This is a genomic window from Massilia oculi (assembly GCF_003143515.1).
Classification (GTDB): domain Bacteria; phylum Pseudomonadota; class Gammaproteobacteria; order Burkholderiales; family Burkholderiaceae_D; genus Telluria; species Telluria oculi.
Genome location: NZ_CP029343.1, coordinates 3,816,310 through 3,831,890, shown reverse-complemented (window position 1 = coordinate 3,831,890; position 15,581 = coordinate 3,816,310). Strand labels below are relative to the sequence as shown.

Sequence of the window (15,581 nt, the reverse complement as noted above, 5' to 3'; positions counted from 1 at the left end):
GCCTTGTAAAATAGTCTTGAACGCGCCGCGGCCCCGGGCGCCGCGATGCCACTCTCTTTCAGGAAACCCCAATGAACGAAAAGACAGTTGCAGACAAGATGTTTTTACGAACGGCGAAATCGATGCTGGTGCTCAATGGCCAGGTCAATCCAAATGTGACGGCCCAGATGCCGGCCGAGATCGTCAAGGAGGGCGACGGCCCCTTCGACGTGATCCTGATGTTCTGCATGCACCGCAAGGATCTCGAGCATTATTTCGACGTCGCCAAGCGCAAGCTCGGCGAGAAGGGTTCGCTGTGGATCGCCTATCTCAAGCAGACCGCCTCCAAGGCCACCGACATCAACCGCGATTCGATCAATGCCTATGCCAAGGAGAACGGCATCACCGGCGTGGCCATGATCTCGATCGACGGCGACTGGTCGGCCCTGCGCCTGAAGCGCATCGAGATCTGATGGCCTGATGCATACCGGCTCAGGCGGCGTGGCGCGCCAGGGCCCAGGCGACGTGTTCGCGCACCAGTTCGGATGGATGATCGCGCCGGGATTGCAGGGCAGCCACGATGGCCGTATCTCCGCGCTTTTTCTCGGCGGCATTTCCCAATCCCACTGCCAGGTTGCGCAGCCAGCGTTCATGGCCGATCCGGCGGATCGGGCTGCCTTCCATGCGGCGGTTGAATTCTTCCTCATCCCAGGCGAACAGGCCAACCAGGTCGCCTTCGCCGAGGCCGTTGCGCTCGTCGAAATCCGGTACTGAAGCACGCTGGGCGAACTTGTTCCACGGACAGGCCACCTGGCAGTCGTCGCAACCATAGATGCGGTTGCCGATCAGGGGCCGCAACGCTTCCGGAATACTGCTTTTGAGCTCGATCGTCAGGTAAGAGATGCAGCGCCGTGCGTCAAGCTTGCCCGGCCCCAGGATCGCCCCGGTCGGGCACAGGTCGATGCAGGCCTGGCACTGTCCGCAATGGGCGCCGGTGGGCGGATCGACGGGCAGCGGCAGGTCGACCAGGATCTCGCCGATGAAGAAGGTCGAGCCGGCCGCGCGCGACAGCAGCAGCGTGTGCTTGCCGCGCCAGCCCAGGCCGGCCTTCTCGGCCAGCGGCAACTCCATCACCGGCGCCGAATCGGTGAACACACGAAAGCCGAACGGGCCGATCGCGTCCTGGATGCGGCCGGCCAGCGACTGCAGGCGGTTGCGCAAGACCTTGTGGTAGTCGCGGCCCCGGGCGTAGACCGAGACCACGGCGGCGTCCGGATCCTGCTGGCGCAGGCGCTCTCCGGCGCGCCAGTCGCCGTCGCCGTTGGCGGGCAGGTAATCCATGCGCGCCACGATGGCGCGCACCGTGCCCGGCACCAGTTCGGCGGGACGGGCACGCTTCATGCCATGGCTTGCCATATAATCCATCTCGCCGTGGTAACCCGCGTCCAGCCAGGCTTGCAGGCCGGCCTCCAGGTGGCCCAGGTCGACATCGGCGATGCGCACGTCGGCAAAGCCCAGTTCCTTGCCCCACGCCTTGATGGCGCGCGCAAGCTGGGGCAGGTCGGGGGCAGGGTCGGGGGAAGTGGGCATACCGCAAGAAATCACGCAGAACAACTCGCTATTTTATTCGATGCAGCCTTTTAAATCGCGCTTGCAGCGCTATCTGCCGGACGAATCCGCCACTTCCGCCCTCGGCGCCGCCCTGGCGTGCGCCCTGCAACCGGGCCTGGTCATCTACCTGCACGGCGACCTCGGCGCCGGCAAGACCGCCCTCACACGCGCGCTGATCCAGGCGGCGGGCCACACCGGCACCGTGAAGAGCCCGACCTATACCTTGTCGGAACCGTATCGGGTGATGCTCGATGACAAGCCTTTGAACGTCATCCACTACGACCTGTATCGCATGGCCAGCCCGGAAGAATTCCTGGACGCGGGCTTTCGCGAGGACTTCGACGGGCGCAATGTGTGTATCGTCGAGTGGCCCGAAAAAGGCGATCCGGTGTTGCCGCCGCCCGACTTGCGTGTCTTGCTCAACGTTAGCGGACCCGGCCGTGATGTAGAATTGCAGGCGTTGTCCGAATTAGGCCTGCTATGCCTCGACCGTCTCGCCCCCCTTCTGCCGCCCCAGCCGCCCGCGTGACGCCTTCGTCCTCGCGCCGCCGTGTCCTGCTCAAGGCCGGCGGCACGCTGCTGCTGTCCGTCATCCCGCTGCACGCCAGCGCCAATGAAATCCTGGCCGTCCGTGTCTGGCCCGCCCCCGACTATACCCGGGTGACGCTGGAAAACGACACCGACCTCAAGGCCGAACACTTCCTGATCCCCGATCCGCCGCGCCTGGTGGTCGATATCGACGGCCTCGCCCTGAGCAACACGCTCAAGAGCCTGGTGGCCAAGATCGAGCCGAACGATCCGTACATCAAGCTGGTGCGGGTGGGCCAGAACCGCCCGAACGTGGTGCGCCTGGTGTTCGACCTGAAGGCCGAGATCAAGCCGCAGGTGTTTACGCTGGCCCCGGTGGCCGGCTACCAGCACCGCCTGGTGTTCGACCTGTATCCGGCCGCCCCGGTCGACCCGATCGCCGCCCTGATCGAACAGGGCGACTGGAGCCCGGGCCCGACCACGACCCTGGCGGCCAACCAGCCGGCCCTGGGCGATCCCGTCGCCAGCACGCCGGTGGCCGGCGCGCCGGCCTCGCCCAATCCCGTCACCGGCACGCCGCCGGTGCAGATTCCCGTGCCGCCGCCCGCCGTCCCGCGCACCCAGCCGAATGCCGGCCCGGACGCGATCGCCAAGCTCGAAGCCGAGATGTCGGGCCTGAAGGGCACGGCCCCGGCCGTGGCGGTGCAAGCGCCGCCAACGCGCAGCCCGGCCCCGCAGCCTGCCCAGAAGGTGGCGCGCATGATCACCATCGCCCTCGATCCCGGCCATGGCGGCGAAGACCCGGGCGCGATCGGCGCCAAGGGCAGCCGCGAAAAGGACATCGTGCTGGCGGTGGCCAAGCGCCTCAAGGCCAAGCTGGAGCAGATGCCGAATACCCGCGTGATGCTGACCCGCGACGGCGACTTCTTCGTGCCGCTGGGCACGCGCGTGCAAAAGGCGCGCAAGGTGCAGGCCGACCTGTTCGTCTCGATCCACGCCGATGCCTGGATTTCGCCGACCGCGCGCGGCTCATCGGTGTTCGTGCTGTCGGAAAAAGGCGCCAGCTCGAGCGCGGCGCGCTGGCTGGCGAACGACCAGAACAAGGCCGACCTGATCGGTGGCGCCAACCTGACCGGCACGGCCGACAAGCACCTGGCCAGCGTGCTGTTCGACCTGTCGACCACGGCCCAGATCAACGACAGTCTCAAGCTGGGCAAGGCCGTGCTGAGGGAAATCGGCGGCATCAACCGCCTGCACAAGGCCTCGGTCGAGCAGGCCGGCTTCGCCGTGCTGAAGGCGCCGGACATCCCGTCCATCCTGGTCGAGACCGCCTTCATCTCGAACCCGCAGGAAGAAGCGCGCCTGAACGACGACGCCTACCAGGACCAGCTGGCCAATGCGATCACGAACGGCATCCGCCGCTATTTCGCCGATAATCCGCCCATGGCCAAGAGCCGCCAGACCTGAGCCCGACCCCATCATGGAAAACATCACCTTCGGGCAACTGCCCGCGATTCGCATCACGGCGCCGGACGGCGCCAGCGCCGTCGTCACCCTGTATGGCGGCCACCTGGTGTCGTGGCATGGCGCCGATGGCGGCGAGCGCATGTTCCTCAGCAGCCGCTCGGCCCTGGACGGCAGCCGCGCGATCCGTGGCGGCGTGCCCGTCATCTTTCCCCAGTTCGGCGAGCGCGGCGACGGCATGCGGCATGGTTTTGCACGCGTCAGCACCTGGCGCCTGGAAGGAAACGGCATCGAGGGCGATGCGGCGTGGGCGGAGTTCGGCCTGAGCGAGGCCGACCTGGCGCCGGCCATGGCCGCGGCCTGGCCGCATCGCTTCGCGCTGGCGCTGCGCGTGACCGTGCGCGCCAATGCGTTGGAGATGGCCCTCAGCGTGCGCAACACGGGCGAGGCGCCCTTCCCGTTCGCGGCGGCGCTGCACACCTATCACCTGGTGCCGCACCTGGCGGACGTGCGCATCGAGGGGCTCGAGGCGGGCACGCTGTCGATCGCCGACAAGCTCGATGTGGTCTACGAGAACGTGGGCGACGGCATTACCCTGGGCACCTGGGCGCGCGTACTGACGCTGGAACAGGAAGGTTTCAGCGATGCCGTGGTGTGGAATCCGGGCGCGGCGGATACGGCCGCGCTGGTCGACATGGAAGACGACGAGTACCAGCGCTTCGTGTGCATCGAGCCGGCGCAGCTGGCCCCGGTCGACCTGGCGCCGGGCGCCGTGTGGGAAGGGCGTTACCGCGTTTCCTGACGATCCGCACGCGAGTCCGGATCATGAAAAACGCGCCTCGGCGCGTTTTTTGTTCTACATCGATTCCTTGACCATCCGCCCATTCGCCTGCTGCACCGGCCGCGAATTGAACGGATACAGCCGCGAGAACAAGGCCATCTGCTGGGGCGACGCCGTCATCGGCTGCTTCATCACCAGCCACAGCACGTTCTCGGTGCACGGCGGCTCGCTCAGCGAGCCCATATAGGTGAAGTAGTCGCGCCGCGCCGGCAGGATCTCGTTCACGTCGAGCACGATCGACGGCGTCACCGTCATGTGCTTTTCCAGCGGCAGGTTGTTCCACACGGTCTGGATCATCGGATTGGCGTCGCCGCGCTCGAGCAGCACCGCCAGAATGGCGATCTTGTTGTCGTAGCTCTTGTGTACCAGATGCACGACCATCTCGGTGCCCTTGCCGTTGATGCGCTCTTCGCCCGGGCGATGGAAGTGGAATTGCTGCAGCTCGTAGGTCGTACCACCCACGCTCAGGAAGTTCCCGCCGGCGACGTTCACCTGGATCGTGTGGCCATTGTCGATCTCGTTGAACGAGCTCGGGTGATAGTCGAAGTTGATCTGCTCCAGGTCGACCTTGATGCCGTCGCGCAGGTCGATCGGCGACTGGCGGTTGCCGGTATTGCAGGCCGCCCAGGCGGTATTGATCTTCGACCAGTTCTCGGGGCCGAACTCGCCCTCATAGGTCCAGTGGGTGCCGTTCTTCGGCTTGGCGGCTTCGACGGCCGCGGCAGCGGCAACGGCGGCTTCCTTCTTGCGGCGGGCGTCCGCGGCGCGGCGCGCGCGTGCGGCGTCCTCGGCGCGCAAGGCTTGCTTGGCGCGCAGCTCGGCCAGTTTTTCGGCGATGCGGACCGACAGGTCGACTTCCGCATCCTCTTCGGATTTTTGGGCGGCAGCAGGGGTAGCCGCGCCAGGCCGCAGATTCGGCTTGATCGAGGCGATCGCCATCGGTTTCTCAACCGCCGGCTTGGTCGTGGGGGCTGCATCGTTCGCATTCGCCAGAGCGGTGACCAGGCTCAGGCAGAATAGGGCGATCAGGTTACGCATGGGTGTCCAGATAGTGTGCTTACCCTATCCTTATCGGAACCGGCGCCGCTAACTTGAGTGCGCAGCAGCAACAAAGGGCGCACAATTTGCACCCTTTGCCACCTTATTTACACCAATTGTCAACTAAGGCACAGGATGTGCCGGCCAAGTTTGTACAGACCTCACGCTCGACTACAATTGCCTGATACACATAACCAAACGGAGAATCCATGAAGGCAGCGACCACGATCCACGCAATCACCGCCATGGCGCTCCTTGCCGTGCTCGCGCACGACGCCGGCGCCGCACCGCTTGGGTCCGGCAAGGAATTGCCGCCCAAGCCCTCGGTGGCGGACGTGGTCAAGGCATCCAAGCCGGGCGACTGGCGCCCCCTCGATCCCGAGAACACGCTGTACATGGAATTGCCGGCCGGCCGCGTGGTCATGGAGTTGGCGCCGAACTTCGCGCCAAAGACGGCCGCGAACATCCGCGCGCTGGTGCGCGAGCGCTATTTCGACGGCTTGTGGATCATGCGCGCGCAAGATGGCTTCGTGGTGCAATGGGGCGACCCGGACGAGGAAACGCCGCGCCCGTTCAAGGCCGCCAGGACGGTGGACGCCGAATTCACCGTGCCCGCCAAGGGCACCGGCGCGTTCACGCAGCTCAAGGAGCGCGACGTCTACGCGCCGCAGGTGGGCCACGTGGACGGCTTCCCGGCAGCGCGCGACCCCAAGGCCGGCCAGACCTGGTTGCCGCACTGCTACGCCATGGTCGGCGTGGCGCGCGACGAGGGGTCGAATACGGGCAACGGTTCGCAGCTGTACACGGTGATCGGCCACGCGCCGCGCCACCTGGACCGCAACATCACCGTGGTCGGCCGCATCGTGTCCGGCATGCCGCTGCTCACCGTGATGCCGCGCGGGACGGCCGCCGCCGGCTTCTACGAGAAAGCCGAACAGCGCACGCCGATCGCCAGCGTGCGCCTGGCGGCCGACGTGCCGCTGCCTGAACGCAGCAAGCTCGAGGTGATGCGCACGGAGAGCGCCGCCTTCCAGGCCGTGATCGAGGCCCAGCGCAACCGCGGTGGCCCGTGGACCAAGGTCGCGGCCGGCGCCATCGACCTGTGCAATGTGCCCATTCCCGTGCGCGAACAGCAATAAGCCGTTGACGATCCGGGGGCGTGGCAGCGCGATATAATCGCGGTATGAACGCCCCTGCCCCGACCCACCGTCCCATCCAGCAGCTCCCCGACCAGCTCATCTCGCAGATCGCCGCCGGCGAAGTGGTCGAGCGGCCATCGGCCGTCGTCAAGGAACTGCTGGAAAACGCGCTCGACGCGGGCGCGACCCAGATCACCGTGCGCCTCGAAGAAGGCGGCGTCAAGCGCATTGCGATCACCGACAACGGCCGCGGCATCGCGCCGGAACAACTGCCGCTGGCGCTGGCGCGCCATGCGACCTCCAAGATCTCTTCGCTGCACGACCTCGAGAACGTGGGCACGCTGGGCTTTCGTGGCGAGGCGCTGGCCTCGATCGCCTCGGTGGCGGCAGTGCGCATCACCTCGCGCACGCCCGATGCGGCCCACGCCTTCGAGATCGTCGGCTCGCACGAAGGCACGGTCGCGCCGTCGTCCGGCGCTTTCGGCACCACGATCGACGTGCAGGACCTGTACTTCAACACGCCGGCGCGGCGCAAGTTCCTGAAATCCGAGCAGACCGAATACGGCCACTGCGCCGAAGTCGTGCGCCGCATCGCGCTGGCGCGTCCGGACGTGTCGTTCAGCCTGTCGCACAACGGCCGCACGATCGACCACTGGAACGTGAGCGAGGCGGCCAAGCGCAGCGCCCACATCCTCGGCAGCGATTTCGCCGAGGCGCGGCTGGCGCTCGACGAATCGGCCGGTCCGCTGCACCTGCACGGCTACGTCGGCCTGCCGACGGCCTCGAAGGCGCGCGCCGACGGCCAGTTCTTCTACGTGAACGGGCGTTTTGTCCGCGACAAGGTGCTGGTGCACGCGGTGCGCGCCGCCTACCAGGACGTACTGCACGGCGACCGCTTCCCCTCGTACGTGCTGTCGCTCGACCTCGATCCGGCGCTGGTCGACGTCAACGTCCACCCGTCGAAGATCGAAGTGCGCTTCCGCGACAGCCGCGCGGTGCACCAGTTCGTGTTCCACGCGGTGCAGCGCACGCTGGCCCAGACCTCGGCCACGGCGCACGGCAGCGTGCCGGCGCCGATCACGGCGGCGGAAGTCAGGCCGAGCGGCACGCCGCTGTGGCAGATGTCGCCGTCACCATCGCAGCCGCAGATGCGGCCGCACGAGCAGACCTCGTTCGGGTCGCAGTTGTCGACGCAGTTTTCAACATTCTCGCCGTCGCCCTATCCGGCGGGCAGCCGCTGGGATGATCCTGCAACCAGCGGCGGCGTGGCGCAGCGCACCGAGGCATATGGCGCGCTGTTTAAGTCGGATGCGACAGCCACGGCGCCCGCGCCTTCGTCCGCGCCGATGGATGTGCCGCTCTCGGCGTCGGACCGCCCGCTGTCGAACGACGACTTCCCGCTCGGCTTCGCGCTGGCCCAGCTGCACGGCATCTACATCCTGGCCCAGAACACGCGCGGCCTGGTACTGGTCGACATGCACGCGGCCCACGAGCGCATCCTCTACGAGCAGATCAAGAATGCGCTCGACGCCCAGGCCCAGGGCCAGGAGATGCAGGTGCAGTCGATGCTGATCCCGGTGACCTTCTACGCCGACGCGATCGAAGTCGCCACCGCGACCGAGCACCAGGATACCCTGAAGGCGCTGGGCTTCGACATCGCCGCCCTGTCGCCGACCACCCTCGCCGTGCGCAGCGTGCCGACCCTGCTCAAGAATGCCGACGCCCAGACCCTGGCGCGCGACGTGCTGCGCGACGTGCGCGAATACGGCGGCTCGCGCGTGCTGATCGAGCGCAGGAACGAATTGCTCGGCACCCTCGCCTGCCATACGGCGGTGCGCGCCAACCGCATCCTGGCGGTGCCCGAGATGAACGCACTGCTGCGCCAGATGGAAAGCACCGAGCGCGCCGACCAGTGCAACCACGGCCGCCCGACCTGGGTCCAGCTCGAGATCTCCGCGCTCGATAAACTGTTCTTGCGCGGCCAGTAAGATGAACGAGATGAAGAAACCAATGGCTGTGGCCATCATGGGCCCGACCGCGTCCGGAAAGACGGCAAGCGCCCTGCGCATCGCGCAAACGCGGCCTTGCGAAATCATCTCGGTCGATTCGGCCCTGGTGTATCGCGGGATGGACATCGGCACCGCCAAGCCCACGCCCGATGAACTGGCCGCCGTGCCGCATCACCTGATCGACATCCTCGATCCGCTCGAGGCGTATTCGGTGGCGCAGTTCCGCGCCGACACCATCCGCCTGGTGGCCGAGATCACGGCGCGCGGCAAGCTGCCGCTGCTGGTGGGCGGCACGATGATGTATTTCAAGGGACTGGTCGACGGCCTGGACGACCTGCCGACGGCGGATGCGGGCGTGCGCGCCGCGCTCGATGCGGAGGCAGCGCGCATCGGCTGGCCCGGCATGCACGAGAAGCTGCGCGCGGTCGATCCGGCGACGGCCGCGCGCCTGGCGCCGAACGACGCCCAGCGCATCAACCGCGCGCTGGAAATCTTCGAACTGTCCGGCCAGCCGATGTCGGCCCTGCTGGCAAAGCGCTCCAAGCCCGCGCTGCCGTTCGAGCTGGTGTCGTTCGGCCTCGAGACCGATGACCGCGCCGTGCTGCACAAGCGCATCGCGCTGCGTTTCGACCAGATGCTGGGCGACACCGACGACGGAGGATTGGTGGCGGAAGTGGCGCGCCTGCGTGCGCGCGGCGACCTGTCGCCCGCGCTGCCGTCGATCCGCTGCGTCGGCTATCGCCAGGCCTGGGACTACCTCGACGGGAACATCGACCGTGCAGAATTACGTGAACTGGGCATCATCGCCACCCGCCAGCTGGCCAAGCGCCAGATCACCTGGCTGCGCGCGATGCCGGACCGGATCGTGATCGACTGCCTGGGGCCAGACCCGGCGGGAGCGATGCTGGACCACCTCGAAGCGTTGGATAAATGACATCGACGCGACATTTTTACGCGCAGAACACGCCGCGATCTTGACACGCAACCGGTCGCGCCCGATAATATTGGTCGTTGCGGTGATATAGCTCAGCTGGTTAGAGCACAGCACTCATAATGCTGGGGTCGGTGGTTCAAGTCCACCTATCACCACCAAGAATTCCAGGCGAATGGCTTGGCTCTACAACGAGTCAAGCCATTTTTGCTTTGTCAGCGTTTGTCAGTTTCAGGTGATATAGCTCAGCTGGTTAGAGCACAGCACTCATAATGCTGGGGTCGGTGGTTCAAGTCCACCTATCACCACCAAGAATTCGATAAGCCGTTGATCCGAAAGGTTCAGCGGCTTTTTCATGTCCGCTCTACTCGCATGGTGTTGCACAAAGGTGCTACACATGGCAGGTAAATTCCTAATAAAATCGCGGCACGGAACCATCTATTATTTTCGGCGGCGAGTTCCCGACGCTGCTCAACACATCATCGGACGGCGAGTATATGTGCAGTCACTGGAAACGAGTGACCGCCGCCTTGCGGTCATTCGAAGTCGGGCGCTCGCAGCTCAAACCGACTCAGTTTTTCATCGCATCGCAGTGGCAACAAAATCAAACGATACCGACGGCTTTACCTACAACTTCGAAATCAAGCTCGACTTCAACGAGCTTGGCTTACCGTCGTCATTTTACGTCAAGGCCGAGCCAGAAGAAAAAGAAGCGGTCAATTCTGCGATTAAAGCCGCGCTGGCAGCGTGCGCGAGCCTAGCAGCAAGGACACTCGCCCAAGCGCATAAAAGCCCTTCAGCGAGGCTATAACCGAATATTTCAATAAGTCGCAGACTAAGGCCCAGACGAAAGCGACCTATCGCAGCAAACTTGACCATGCTCGAAAGTTTTTCGGCGATACCAAAGACGTGCTGAGAATTGACCAAGCGGATTTCGTGGGCTACTGCGATCACGTGATGGCGACTGTGCCGAACACCACGTCACCGGGTCATTACATGACCACCGTCGCAACCTTCCTGAACTGGTATCGCGTCAGGTCAGCGGGCCTGCCTACGCTCACGACAAAAACGCTAGTGCCGAAAAGGGATTCGCCCGAGTCAGACGACAGGGACGCTTTCAGCCTGGAACAGCTAGGCTTCGTGTTCGAGAACGCTAAGCAGTATCGGCGGAATAATCCGCATAAATTTTGGGTTTCGATTGCGCCCGCCTTCCTAGCATGCCGCATTGATGAGCTTTGCCAAATCCATTTAAAGTCCGACTTGGTCAACGACGAAGAAACCGGTATCTGGCATCTGATATTTGACGGCCGAACTGATCCCGATGGTGTCGTTCGGAAGTCGATGAAAAAGGTGTCGAGCTGGCGGCATGTGCCGATACATTCAGCACTGGTCCGGCATGGCTTCATTGATTTTTCGCAGAACCAAAAGAAAACAGAATTTCAACGCCCCTTTGAAAAGGAGTAGAAACCTTGCGAAGTAAAATCCGACCTTGGCAAGATTATCAAATGGAGCCGTTACATCAGCCGTTGGGGCGGGCGGGAATTAAAAGTGATCGCAAAGCATGCTGGATTCGATGTCGAACGACTTGCTTATTTCCACTCGATGCGACACACGCTTAAGCAAGTCTTGGGCGATGCCGGAATGTCTAGCGAAATATCAGAAGCCTTATCTGGTCGCCGATATGCTGGCGCTGACGCAGAGCGATATGAAAAGCTGAAGCAGAACCACCGCAGCCTCGCTGCCGACGGTATCGAAGCGGGTCTGGATGCGCTCGCAGCGTTACTCAACAAAGCATTGGGTGACTGACAGAGTGCGACTCCAGCGACCGAGATAAATCCGTGGTGGAGATGGCGGGAATCTGCAATCTCCACCATCAGCACACGTAAGCTATTGATTCTACAACGCCCGTCGCCCCGATCTGGCCCAACTTCGCACCCAGTTTGGGGTGCAGACTCGGGATATTTTAGCATCCGGACGGCTGGCACATAACTTAGCTATTCCGAAATGGGAAACGAACTAGAGTCCGCAGGTGCACTACTGCGAAGTATCCTCATCGTTACAGCGACCCATTCTCATAATCGCCACTGCTCGGTCTCACTGACCGCCGCCACCGCTAGGCTTGTGAGATTTCGTGTATTTTTCGGCTAAGCAAGATGCTATTCTCTTGCCACTGGCCGAGTTCACCAATAGAGGCCAGTCAGATTGAAGGGAAGAAGAATTATATTTCTTGGATGGGTAGTGATGGACACTGTGGTGCAAGTGATCAGCGTTGGCTTTTCGCACTCAGTCGATTTAGTTCGCTAGAACTTTTTATTTTATAAAACTTTGTGATTTTTAAAATTCTTATAAATTAGGTTTGTGTAATGACAGCATATATTAATGAAGAGATACTTTGCGAAGCTTACACAAAGCTTGATATCGATATCTTCCATGACAAAAAAAGGTTGGCTCAACTTGAGAAGGAATTGGTCGGCTTCTTCACTGAACGCGCGAAATTTTACATAGGTAACGATGTTGAAATTCGGATCGAGTTCGAGGAAGGCAGCCTTATTACGAAGCTCAAGGTTGTTGGCAGTGCGGCAGCGCTAGTTGCCTCAGCCATTGCGGGATACGGTTCTTTCCGTGATGGGATATCTCAAATGTCTCAAGATGCGGCGACTCTGGCGCAGAGTGCCAATTTAGAGGTCACATTCAGAACTCGTGCGGCCTACTGTGATCGAATCTCGGCTGAGCGTCGAAAGGGAATCTTTGGCCGTGTAGACGATTTGATCGGGCGGTTGGATAACATGCATGCTGACTTGGCGAATTCTAAAATTCCGACCAGTTCTGCTGCGGTAAAAAAGTTCAACGCGATTACCGACAAGCTTTTAGACTGGGACCGTTCCTCCGATAAATTTTTTGGTAAGCTGACGGACGGGCCAACAATTGCATGTCTGTCTGCGGGTCTGTTGGAGGAGCTTGAGAAATTACCAGAATCGGCACCTTGGTCGGACGAGCTAAAAGGTAAGTCTTTTAGGAATTCCGTCGCTAATTCTAGCGCTACTCTCGGTGGAGATGTAGCCGGTGCGGCTGCGCGATATGAAGCCACGATAAGGGAAGTAAAAAAAAGCATGAGGAGGCGGGTAGAGCCATACGATGTGAAAAAGGCCTAATATAAAGGTCCACAACACGGCGGAAGCCGACTGCCAGGACCGACAGCAGGCAATCACTGAACCGCCTCAGGTTTTGTAGAGGCTCCATTCTTTGAGAAAATGGAGCTATGAAGAAGCAACCCAAGTATTCTCCGGAAGTTATTGAGCGCGCTGTGCGCACGGTCAGCGAGGCTGTCAACGAGCATGAATCGCAATGGGCGGCCATCACGTCGATCGCGGCCAAGATCGGCTGCACGCCAGAGACGCTGCGTCGCTGGGTACGCCAGCAGGAGCGCGATACCGGCCAGCGCCCAGGGCCGACCACTGCTGAGGAAGAGCGCATCAAGGCGCTGGAGCGAGAAGTGCGCGAGCTGCGCAAGGCAAACGAGATCCTGCGTCTGGCGAATGCGTTTTTCGCCCAGGCGGAGCTCGACCGCCGCCTCAAGCCGTGGGGGCATTCATCGACCAGTACCGCCATGCTTACGGCGTCGAGCCGATCTGCCGGGTGATGCAGGTCGCGCCGTCCGGCTACTGGCGTTACGCCGCGCAGCGGCGCAATCCTGAGTTGCGTTGTGCACGTGTCCGGCGTGACGACGTGCTGAACGTCGACATCGAACGAGTCTGGCAGGCGAACATGCAGGTCTATGGAGCTGACAAGCTTTGGCGCCAACTGCGGCGTGAGGGCACTGATGTAGCCCGCTGCACGGTGGAGCGCTTGATGCGCAAGGCCGGCCTGCGAGGCGCCATGCGCGGCAAGGTCGTACGCACAACGGTTCCCGATGCAAAGGCGCCGTGCCCGCTCGACCGGGTCAATCGCCAATTCAAGGCGCAGCGGCCAAACCAGCTTTGGGTCAGCGATTTCACGTACGTCTCAACGTGGCAGGGTTTCGTTTACGTTGCCTTCGTTATCGACGTCTTTGCTCGACGTATCGTCGGCTGGCGGGTAAGCAGCTCGATGCGTACCGACTTCGTGCTCGACTCGCTGGAGCAGGCACTGTACGCGCGTCAGCCCGAGCGAAATGCCTTGGTCCACCATAGCGATAGGGGCTCGCAATACGTGTCGATAAAGTACAGCGAACGTCTGGCAGAAGCCGGCTTTGAGCCCTCTGTGGGCAGCTAAGGCGACAGCTATGATAATTCCCTGGCCGAGACCATCAACGGGCTCTACAAGGCTGAGTTGATCCACCGCCGCGCTCCTTGGAAAACACGTGAGGCCGTTGAACTGGCCACGCTAGAATGGGTTTCCTGGTTCAACCACCACCGCTTACTGGAGCCGCTCGGCTATATACCGCCAGCGGAAGCTGAGGCAAACTATTACAAGCAGGTGAGCAGTCAGGCTGTTCCGGCCTGACTCACACTAACCGGCCTCTACGAAAGCCGGGGCGGTTCATCCGGCGTAGTGCTGGGAAACCGAACGAATCTGAGGGACGCACAGGCCAAGGGCCGCGAGGCTCGCGAACTTGCCTCTATGGAGTTCGCCAATAAGATGATGGGGCACTTCGAGAACCTTCGCGAAGGCGTGAGTTTGAACGCGATTGTTGCCCATCTGAATCAGATGGGCGTGCCAACCATACGAGGTGGCAAGTGGACTGCGAAGGCCGTAAGTCGAGTTCAAGAATGGGCAGCCTGATCTGTTTTCTTGCCACTTAATCGACCTTATGATGACAACTACCGGGGATCGCAACTTCAAGTTATTGACCCATTTCGGGGAATCAACTATCGTGTAACTGGGAGAACCCGGCTAATGGACAATTGGGGCGCGCGAAAGCCTCGAACCCATAGCACGCTGAACCCCGGCGTGGGTAGCACCCGCGCCGTCAGGGCGTCAATGGAAAGTCGCTAACTGCCGTTCGCGCGCGCAGCAATGGGGGCTGGAAAGTAACGACCGAAGCGAGGCCATCGACATCAGCGGCCAAGCAGCGCTGTAAGGCCGCTTTTCTATGGAAATTATCATGGACAAGCGGAAGTCGTTCACTCTGGTCGAAGTCGCTGCCATTCTCAACGCCCTCACGGGTCTGCTGAGAGTGGCACACGAATGCGGCTGGCTGTGATTTAGAAGGACGGCCTGGGGCATCCCGGGCCGTTTCTCTTTGCCGGCGACCCATATTGGCTAGTCCCGAACTGAGTGCTACCAAAACGGGGGATTGACTTGGTAATTGATAGCTTTGCTGACTTTCACAGTATCTTCTGTAAATATCGACGTGACAATCGGTGGATTTTTCGTGGACAAGCGGATGCCAATTGGGGCGTTTTCCCGAAGGCTGGACGTGCGCCTTACTCCGCATCCAAAGACCTAACCAATTTAGAAGCATGGAAGCGTAGAGCTTCGGAATTCGTCTCGATCAAACCCACTAACGATTGGGAATGGATGGCCGTTGCACAGCATCATGGACTTCCAACTAGGCTCTTAGATTGGTCATATAACCCGCTTGTTGCCGCGTTTTTCGCCTGCTTAGAAGCGCCAACTCAAAATGCCGCCATCCATTGTCTTTTGCCAAATTGGATGCTTTATCCGGATAAGTCGAAGCCTAACAAAATTTCGAATATTAGCCTGTTTAAGCCAAACGTAACGGCAACCAGGATTGCACGTCAAAGCGGACTATTCACTGCCCATCCTGATCCAACCATTGAACTGAAGACAGCTTTGCATGAGAAGGATAAATACGCTCAGCATATCATTTCAGCACGCTATAGGCGTGAAATGCTTTTCGAGCTTAGTTATTACGGAATCAATAGATTGACCCTTATGGGAGATTTGGACGGCTTGTCTGCTCACATGAGATGGACTCAAGAAAATAGAGCATATTGGTCTAATCATGATGAGTTCATGCGCGAGCTTCAGTTGCAGGAAGCCAAGGAGAGCTAACTGTGAACGTGAATCATTGCTGAGCGCCGCTTCCCCGAAATCAC

The 15,581-nt window shown here is 61.4% G+C and carries 15 protein-coding genes, 2 tRNA genes, 1 pseudogene and 1 other annotated feature; of the genes and pseudogenes, 16 read left to right on the top strand and 2 right to left on the bottom strand.

Annotated elements, in window-relative coordinates; genetic code table 11:
* Positions 1 to 71: 71 nt before the first annotated feature.
* The gene (locus DIR46_RS17480; RefSeq protein ID WP_109346372.1) at positions 72 to 452 is read left to right on the top strand and encodes a DUF3052 family protein; all 381 of its coding nucleotides are present in this window, start codon (positions 72 to 74) and stop codon (positions 450 to 452) included.
* Positions 453 to 471: 19 nt separating this feature from the next.
* Here the strand turns inward: DIR46_RS17480 and queG are convergent, their stop codons facing one another.
* Complete coding sequence (queG, locus tag DIR46_RS17475) at positions 472 to 1,569, bottom strand: tRNA epoxyqueuosine(34) reductase QueG (RefSeq protein WP_109346371.1); 1,098 nt, start codon at positions 1,567 to 1,569, stop codon at positions 472 to 474.
* A 40-nt stretch (positions 1,570 to 1,609) separates the two neighbouring features.
* On the opposite strand from queG, the gene tsaE reads away from it, so the two are divergent.
* From tsaE to DIR46_RS17460, 3 genes are read left to right on the top strand one after another with little or no spacing between them, the layout of a single operon-like run.
* Positions 1,610 to 2,119, top strand: coding sequence for a tRNA (adenosine(37)-N6)-threonylcarbamoyltransferase complex ATPase subunit type 1 TsaE (gene tsaE, locus DIR46_RS17470; RefSeq protein ID WP_109346370.1), 510 nt, complete (start codon positions 1,610 to 1,612; stop codon positions 2,117 to 2,119).
* On the top strand, positions 2,071 to 3,585 hold the full coding sequence (locus DIR46_RS17465; RefSeq protein WP_109346369.1) for an N-acetylmuramoyl-L-alanine amidase: 1,515 nt from the start codon (positions 2,071 to 2,073) through the stop codon (positions 3,583 to 3,585). The genes tsaE and DIR46_RS17465 overlap by 49 nt, the downstream gene beginning before the upstream one ends.
* Positions 3,586 to 3,598: 13 nt before the next feature.
* Entirely contained in the window at positions 3,599 to 4,384 is a 786-nt protein-coding gene (locus DIR46_RS17460) for a D-hexose-6-phosphate mutarotase (RefSeq protein WP_109346368.1), read from the top strand.
* A 54-nt stretch (positions 4,385 to 4,438) separates the two neighbouring features.
* Here DIR46_RS17460 and DIR46_RS17455 read toward each other — a convergent pair whose 3' ends face one another.
* The gene (locus DIR46_RS17455) at positions 4,439 to 5,461 is read right to left on the bottom strand and encodes a carbonic anhydrase (RefSeq protein ID WP_109346367.1); all 1,023 of its coding nucleotides are present in this window, start codon (positions 5,459 to 5,461) and stop codon (positions 4,439 to 4,441) included.
* 209 nt (positions 5,462 to 5,670) lie between these two features.
* Between DIR46_RS17455 and DIR46_RS17450 the strand changes: the two genes are divergently transcribed.
* The 12 genes and pseudogenes from DIR46_RS17450 to DIR46_RS17410 all read left to right on the top strand — a co-directional run bounded on the left by DIR46_RS17450 (position 5,671) and on the right by DIR46_RS17410 (position 15,537).
* Positions 5,671 to 6,600, top strand: coding sequence for a peptidylprolyl isomerase (locus DIR46_RS17450; protein WP_109346366.1), 930 nt, complete (start codon positions 5,671 to 5,673; stop codon positions 6,598 to 6,600).
* A gap of 44 nt (positions 6,601 to 6,644) precedes the next feature.
* Complete coding sequence (mutL, locus tag DIR46_RS17445) at positions 6,645 to 8,588, top strand: DNA mismatch repair endonuclease MutL (protein WP_109346365.1); 1,944 nt, start codon at positions 6,645 to 6,647, stop codon at positions 8,586 to 8,588.
* Between the two features lie 22 nt (positions 8,589 to 8,610).
* On the top strand, positions 8,611 to 9,543 hold the full coding sequence (gene miaA, locus DIR46_RS17440; protein ID WP_229446286.1) for a tRNA (adenosine(37)-N6)-dimethylallyltransferase MiaA: 933 nt from the start codon (positions 8,611 to 8,613) through the stop codon (positions 9,541 to 9,543).
* 81 nt (positions 9,544 to 9,624) lie between these two features.
* Positions 9,625 to 9,701, top strand: a tRNA-Met gene (locus DIR46_RS17435).
* A 73-nt stretch (positions 9,702 to 9,774) separates the two neighbouring features.
* Positions 9,775 to 9,851 (top strand) — tRNA-Met (locus DIR46_RS17430).
* 86 nt (positions 9,852 to 9,937) lie between these two features.
* Positions 9,938 to 10,351, top strand: a complete 414-nt coding sequence (locus DIR46_RS26680) for a DUF6538 domain-containing protein (protein ID WP_162819545.1) — start codon at positions 9,938 to 9,940, stop codon at positions 10,349 to 10,351.
* 185 nt (positions 10,352 to 10,536) lie between these two features.
* A complete protein-coding gene (locus tag DIR46_RS17425) occupies positions 10,537 to 11,004 on the top strand; it encodes a site-specific integrase (protein WP_162819544.1) in 468 nt (155 codons plus the stop codon).
* A gap of 84 nt (positions 11,005 to 11,088) precedes the next feature.
* Positions 11,089 to 11,346: a site-specific integrase gene (locus DIR46_RS26675; RefSeq protein ID WP_162819543.1), complete on the top strand. Its 258-nt coding sequence runs from the start codon at positions 11,089 to 11,091 to the stop codon at positions 11,344 to 11,346.
* Between the two features lie 557 nt (positions 11,347 to 11,903).
* Entirely contained in the window at positions 11,904 to 12,692 is a 789-nt protein-coding gene (locus tag DIR46_RS26670; RefSeq protein WP_162819542.1) for a hypothetical protein, read from the top strand.
* 107 nt (positions 12,693 to 12,799) lie between these two features.
* Positions 12,800 to 14,022: pseudogene (locus DIR46_RS17420) on the top strand (IS3 family transposase).
* Positions 13,078 to 13,194 (top strand) — a sequence feature (AL1L pseudoknot). Its footprint overlaps the pseudogene before it by 117 nt.
* Before the next feature lie 117 nt (positions 14,023 to 14,139).
* Positions 14,140 to 14,301 (top strand): recombinase family protein, encoded by a 162-nt coding sequence (locus tag DIR46_RS27960; RefSeq protein ID WP_109346362.1) that lies wholly within the window; start codon positions 14,140 to 14,142, stop codon positions 14,299 to 14,301.
* Positions 14,302 to 14,820: 519 nt separating this feature from the next.
* The gene (locus tag DIR46_RS17410) at positions 14,821 to 15,537 is read left to right on the top strand and encodes an FRG domain-containing protein (protein WP_162819541.1); all 717 of its coding nucleotides are present in this window, start codon (positions 14,821 to 14,823) and stop codon (positions 15,535 to 15,537) included.
* Positions 15,538 to 15,581: the final 44 nt, after the last annotated feature.

What these genes read in the sequence shown, in the direction of transcription:
- DIR46_RS17460 (WP_109346368.1), top strand. Translation starts at nt 3,599, where the DNA reads ATGGAAAACATCACCTTCGGGCAACTGCCCGCGATTCGCATCACGGCG.
- DIR46_RS17455 (WP_109346367.1), bottom strand. Translation starts at nt 5,461, where the DNA reads ATGCGTAACCTGATCGCCCTATTCTGCCTGAGCCTGGTCACCGCTCTG.
- DIR46_RS26680 (WP_162819545.1), top strand. Translation starts at nt 9,938, where the DNA reads ATGGCAGGTAAATTCCTAATAAAATCGCGGCACGGAACCATCTATTAT.
- miaA (WP_229446286.1), top strand. Translation starts at nt 8,611, where the DNA reads ATGGCTGTGGCCATCATGGGCCCGACCGCGTCCGGAAAGACGGCAAGC.
- DIR46_RS17425 (WP_162819544.1), top strand. Translation starts at nt 10,537, where the DNA reads ATGACCACCGTCGCAACCTTCCTGAACTGGTATCGCGTCAGGTCAGCG.
- DIR46_RS26670 (WP_162819542.1), top strand. Translation starts at nt 11,904, where the DNA reads ATGACAGCATATATTAATGAAGAGATACTTTGCGAAGCTTACACAAAG.
- mutL (WP_109346365.1), top strand. Translation starts at nt 6,645, where the DNA reads ATGAACGCCCCTGCCCCGACCCACCGTCCCATCCAGCAGCTCCCCGAC.
- tsaE (WP_109346370.1), top strand. Translation starts at nt 1,610, where the DNA reads ATGCAGCCTTTTAAATCGCGCTTGCAGCGCTATCTGCCGGACGAATCC.
- DIR46_RS27960 (WP_109346362.1), top strand. Translation starts at nt 14,140, where the DNA reads ATGGAGTTCGCCAATAAGATGATGGGGCACTTCGAGAACCTTCGCGAA.
- DIR46_RS17480 (WP_109346372.1), top strand. Translation starts at nt 72, where the DNA reads ATGAACGAAAAGACAGTTGCAGACAAGATGTTTTTACGAACGGCGAAA.
- DIR46_RS17465 (WP_109346369.1), top strand. Translation starts at nt 2,071, where the DNA reads ATGCCTCGACCGTCTCGCCCCCCTTCTGCCGCCCCAGCCGCCCGCGTG.
- queG (WP_109346371.1), bottom strand. Translation starts at nt 1,569, where the DNA reads ATGCCCACTTCCCCCGACCCTGCCCCCGACCTGCCCCAGCTTGCGCGC.
- DIR46_RS17450 (WP_109346366.1), top strand. Translation starts at nt 5,671, where the DNA reads ATGAAGGCAGCGACCACGATCCACGCAATCACCGCCATGGCGCTCCTT.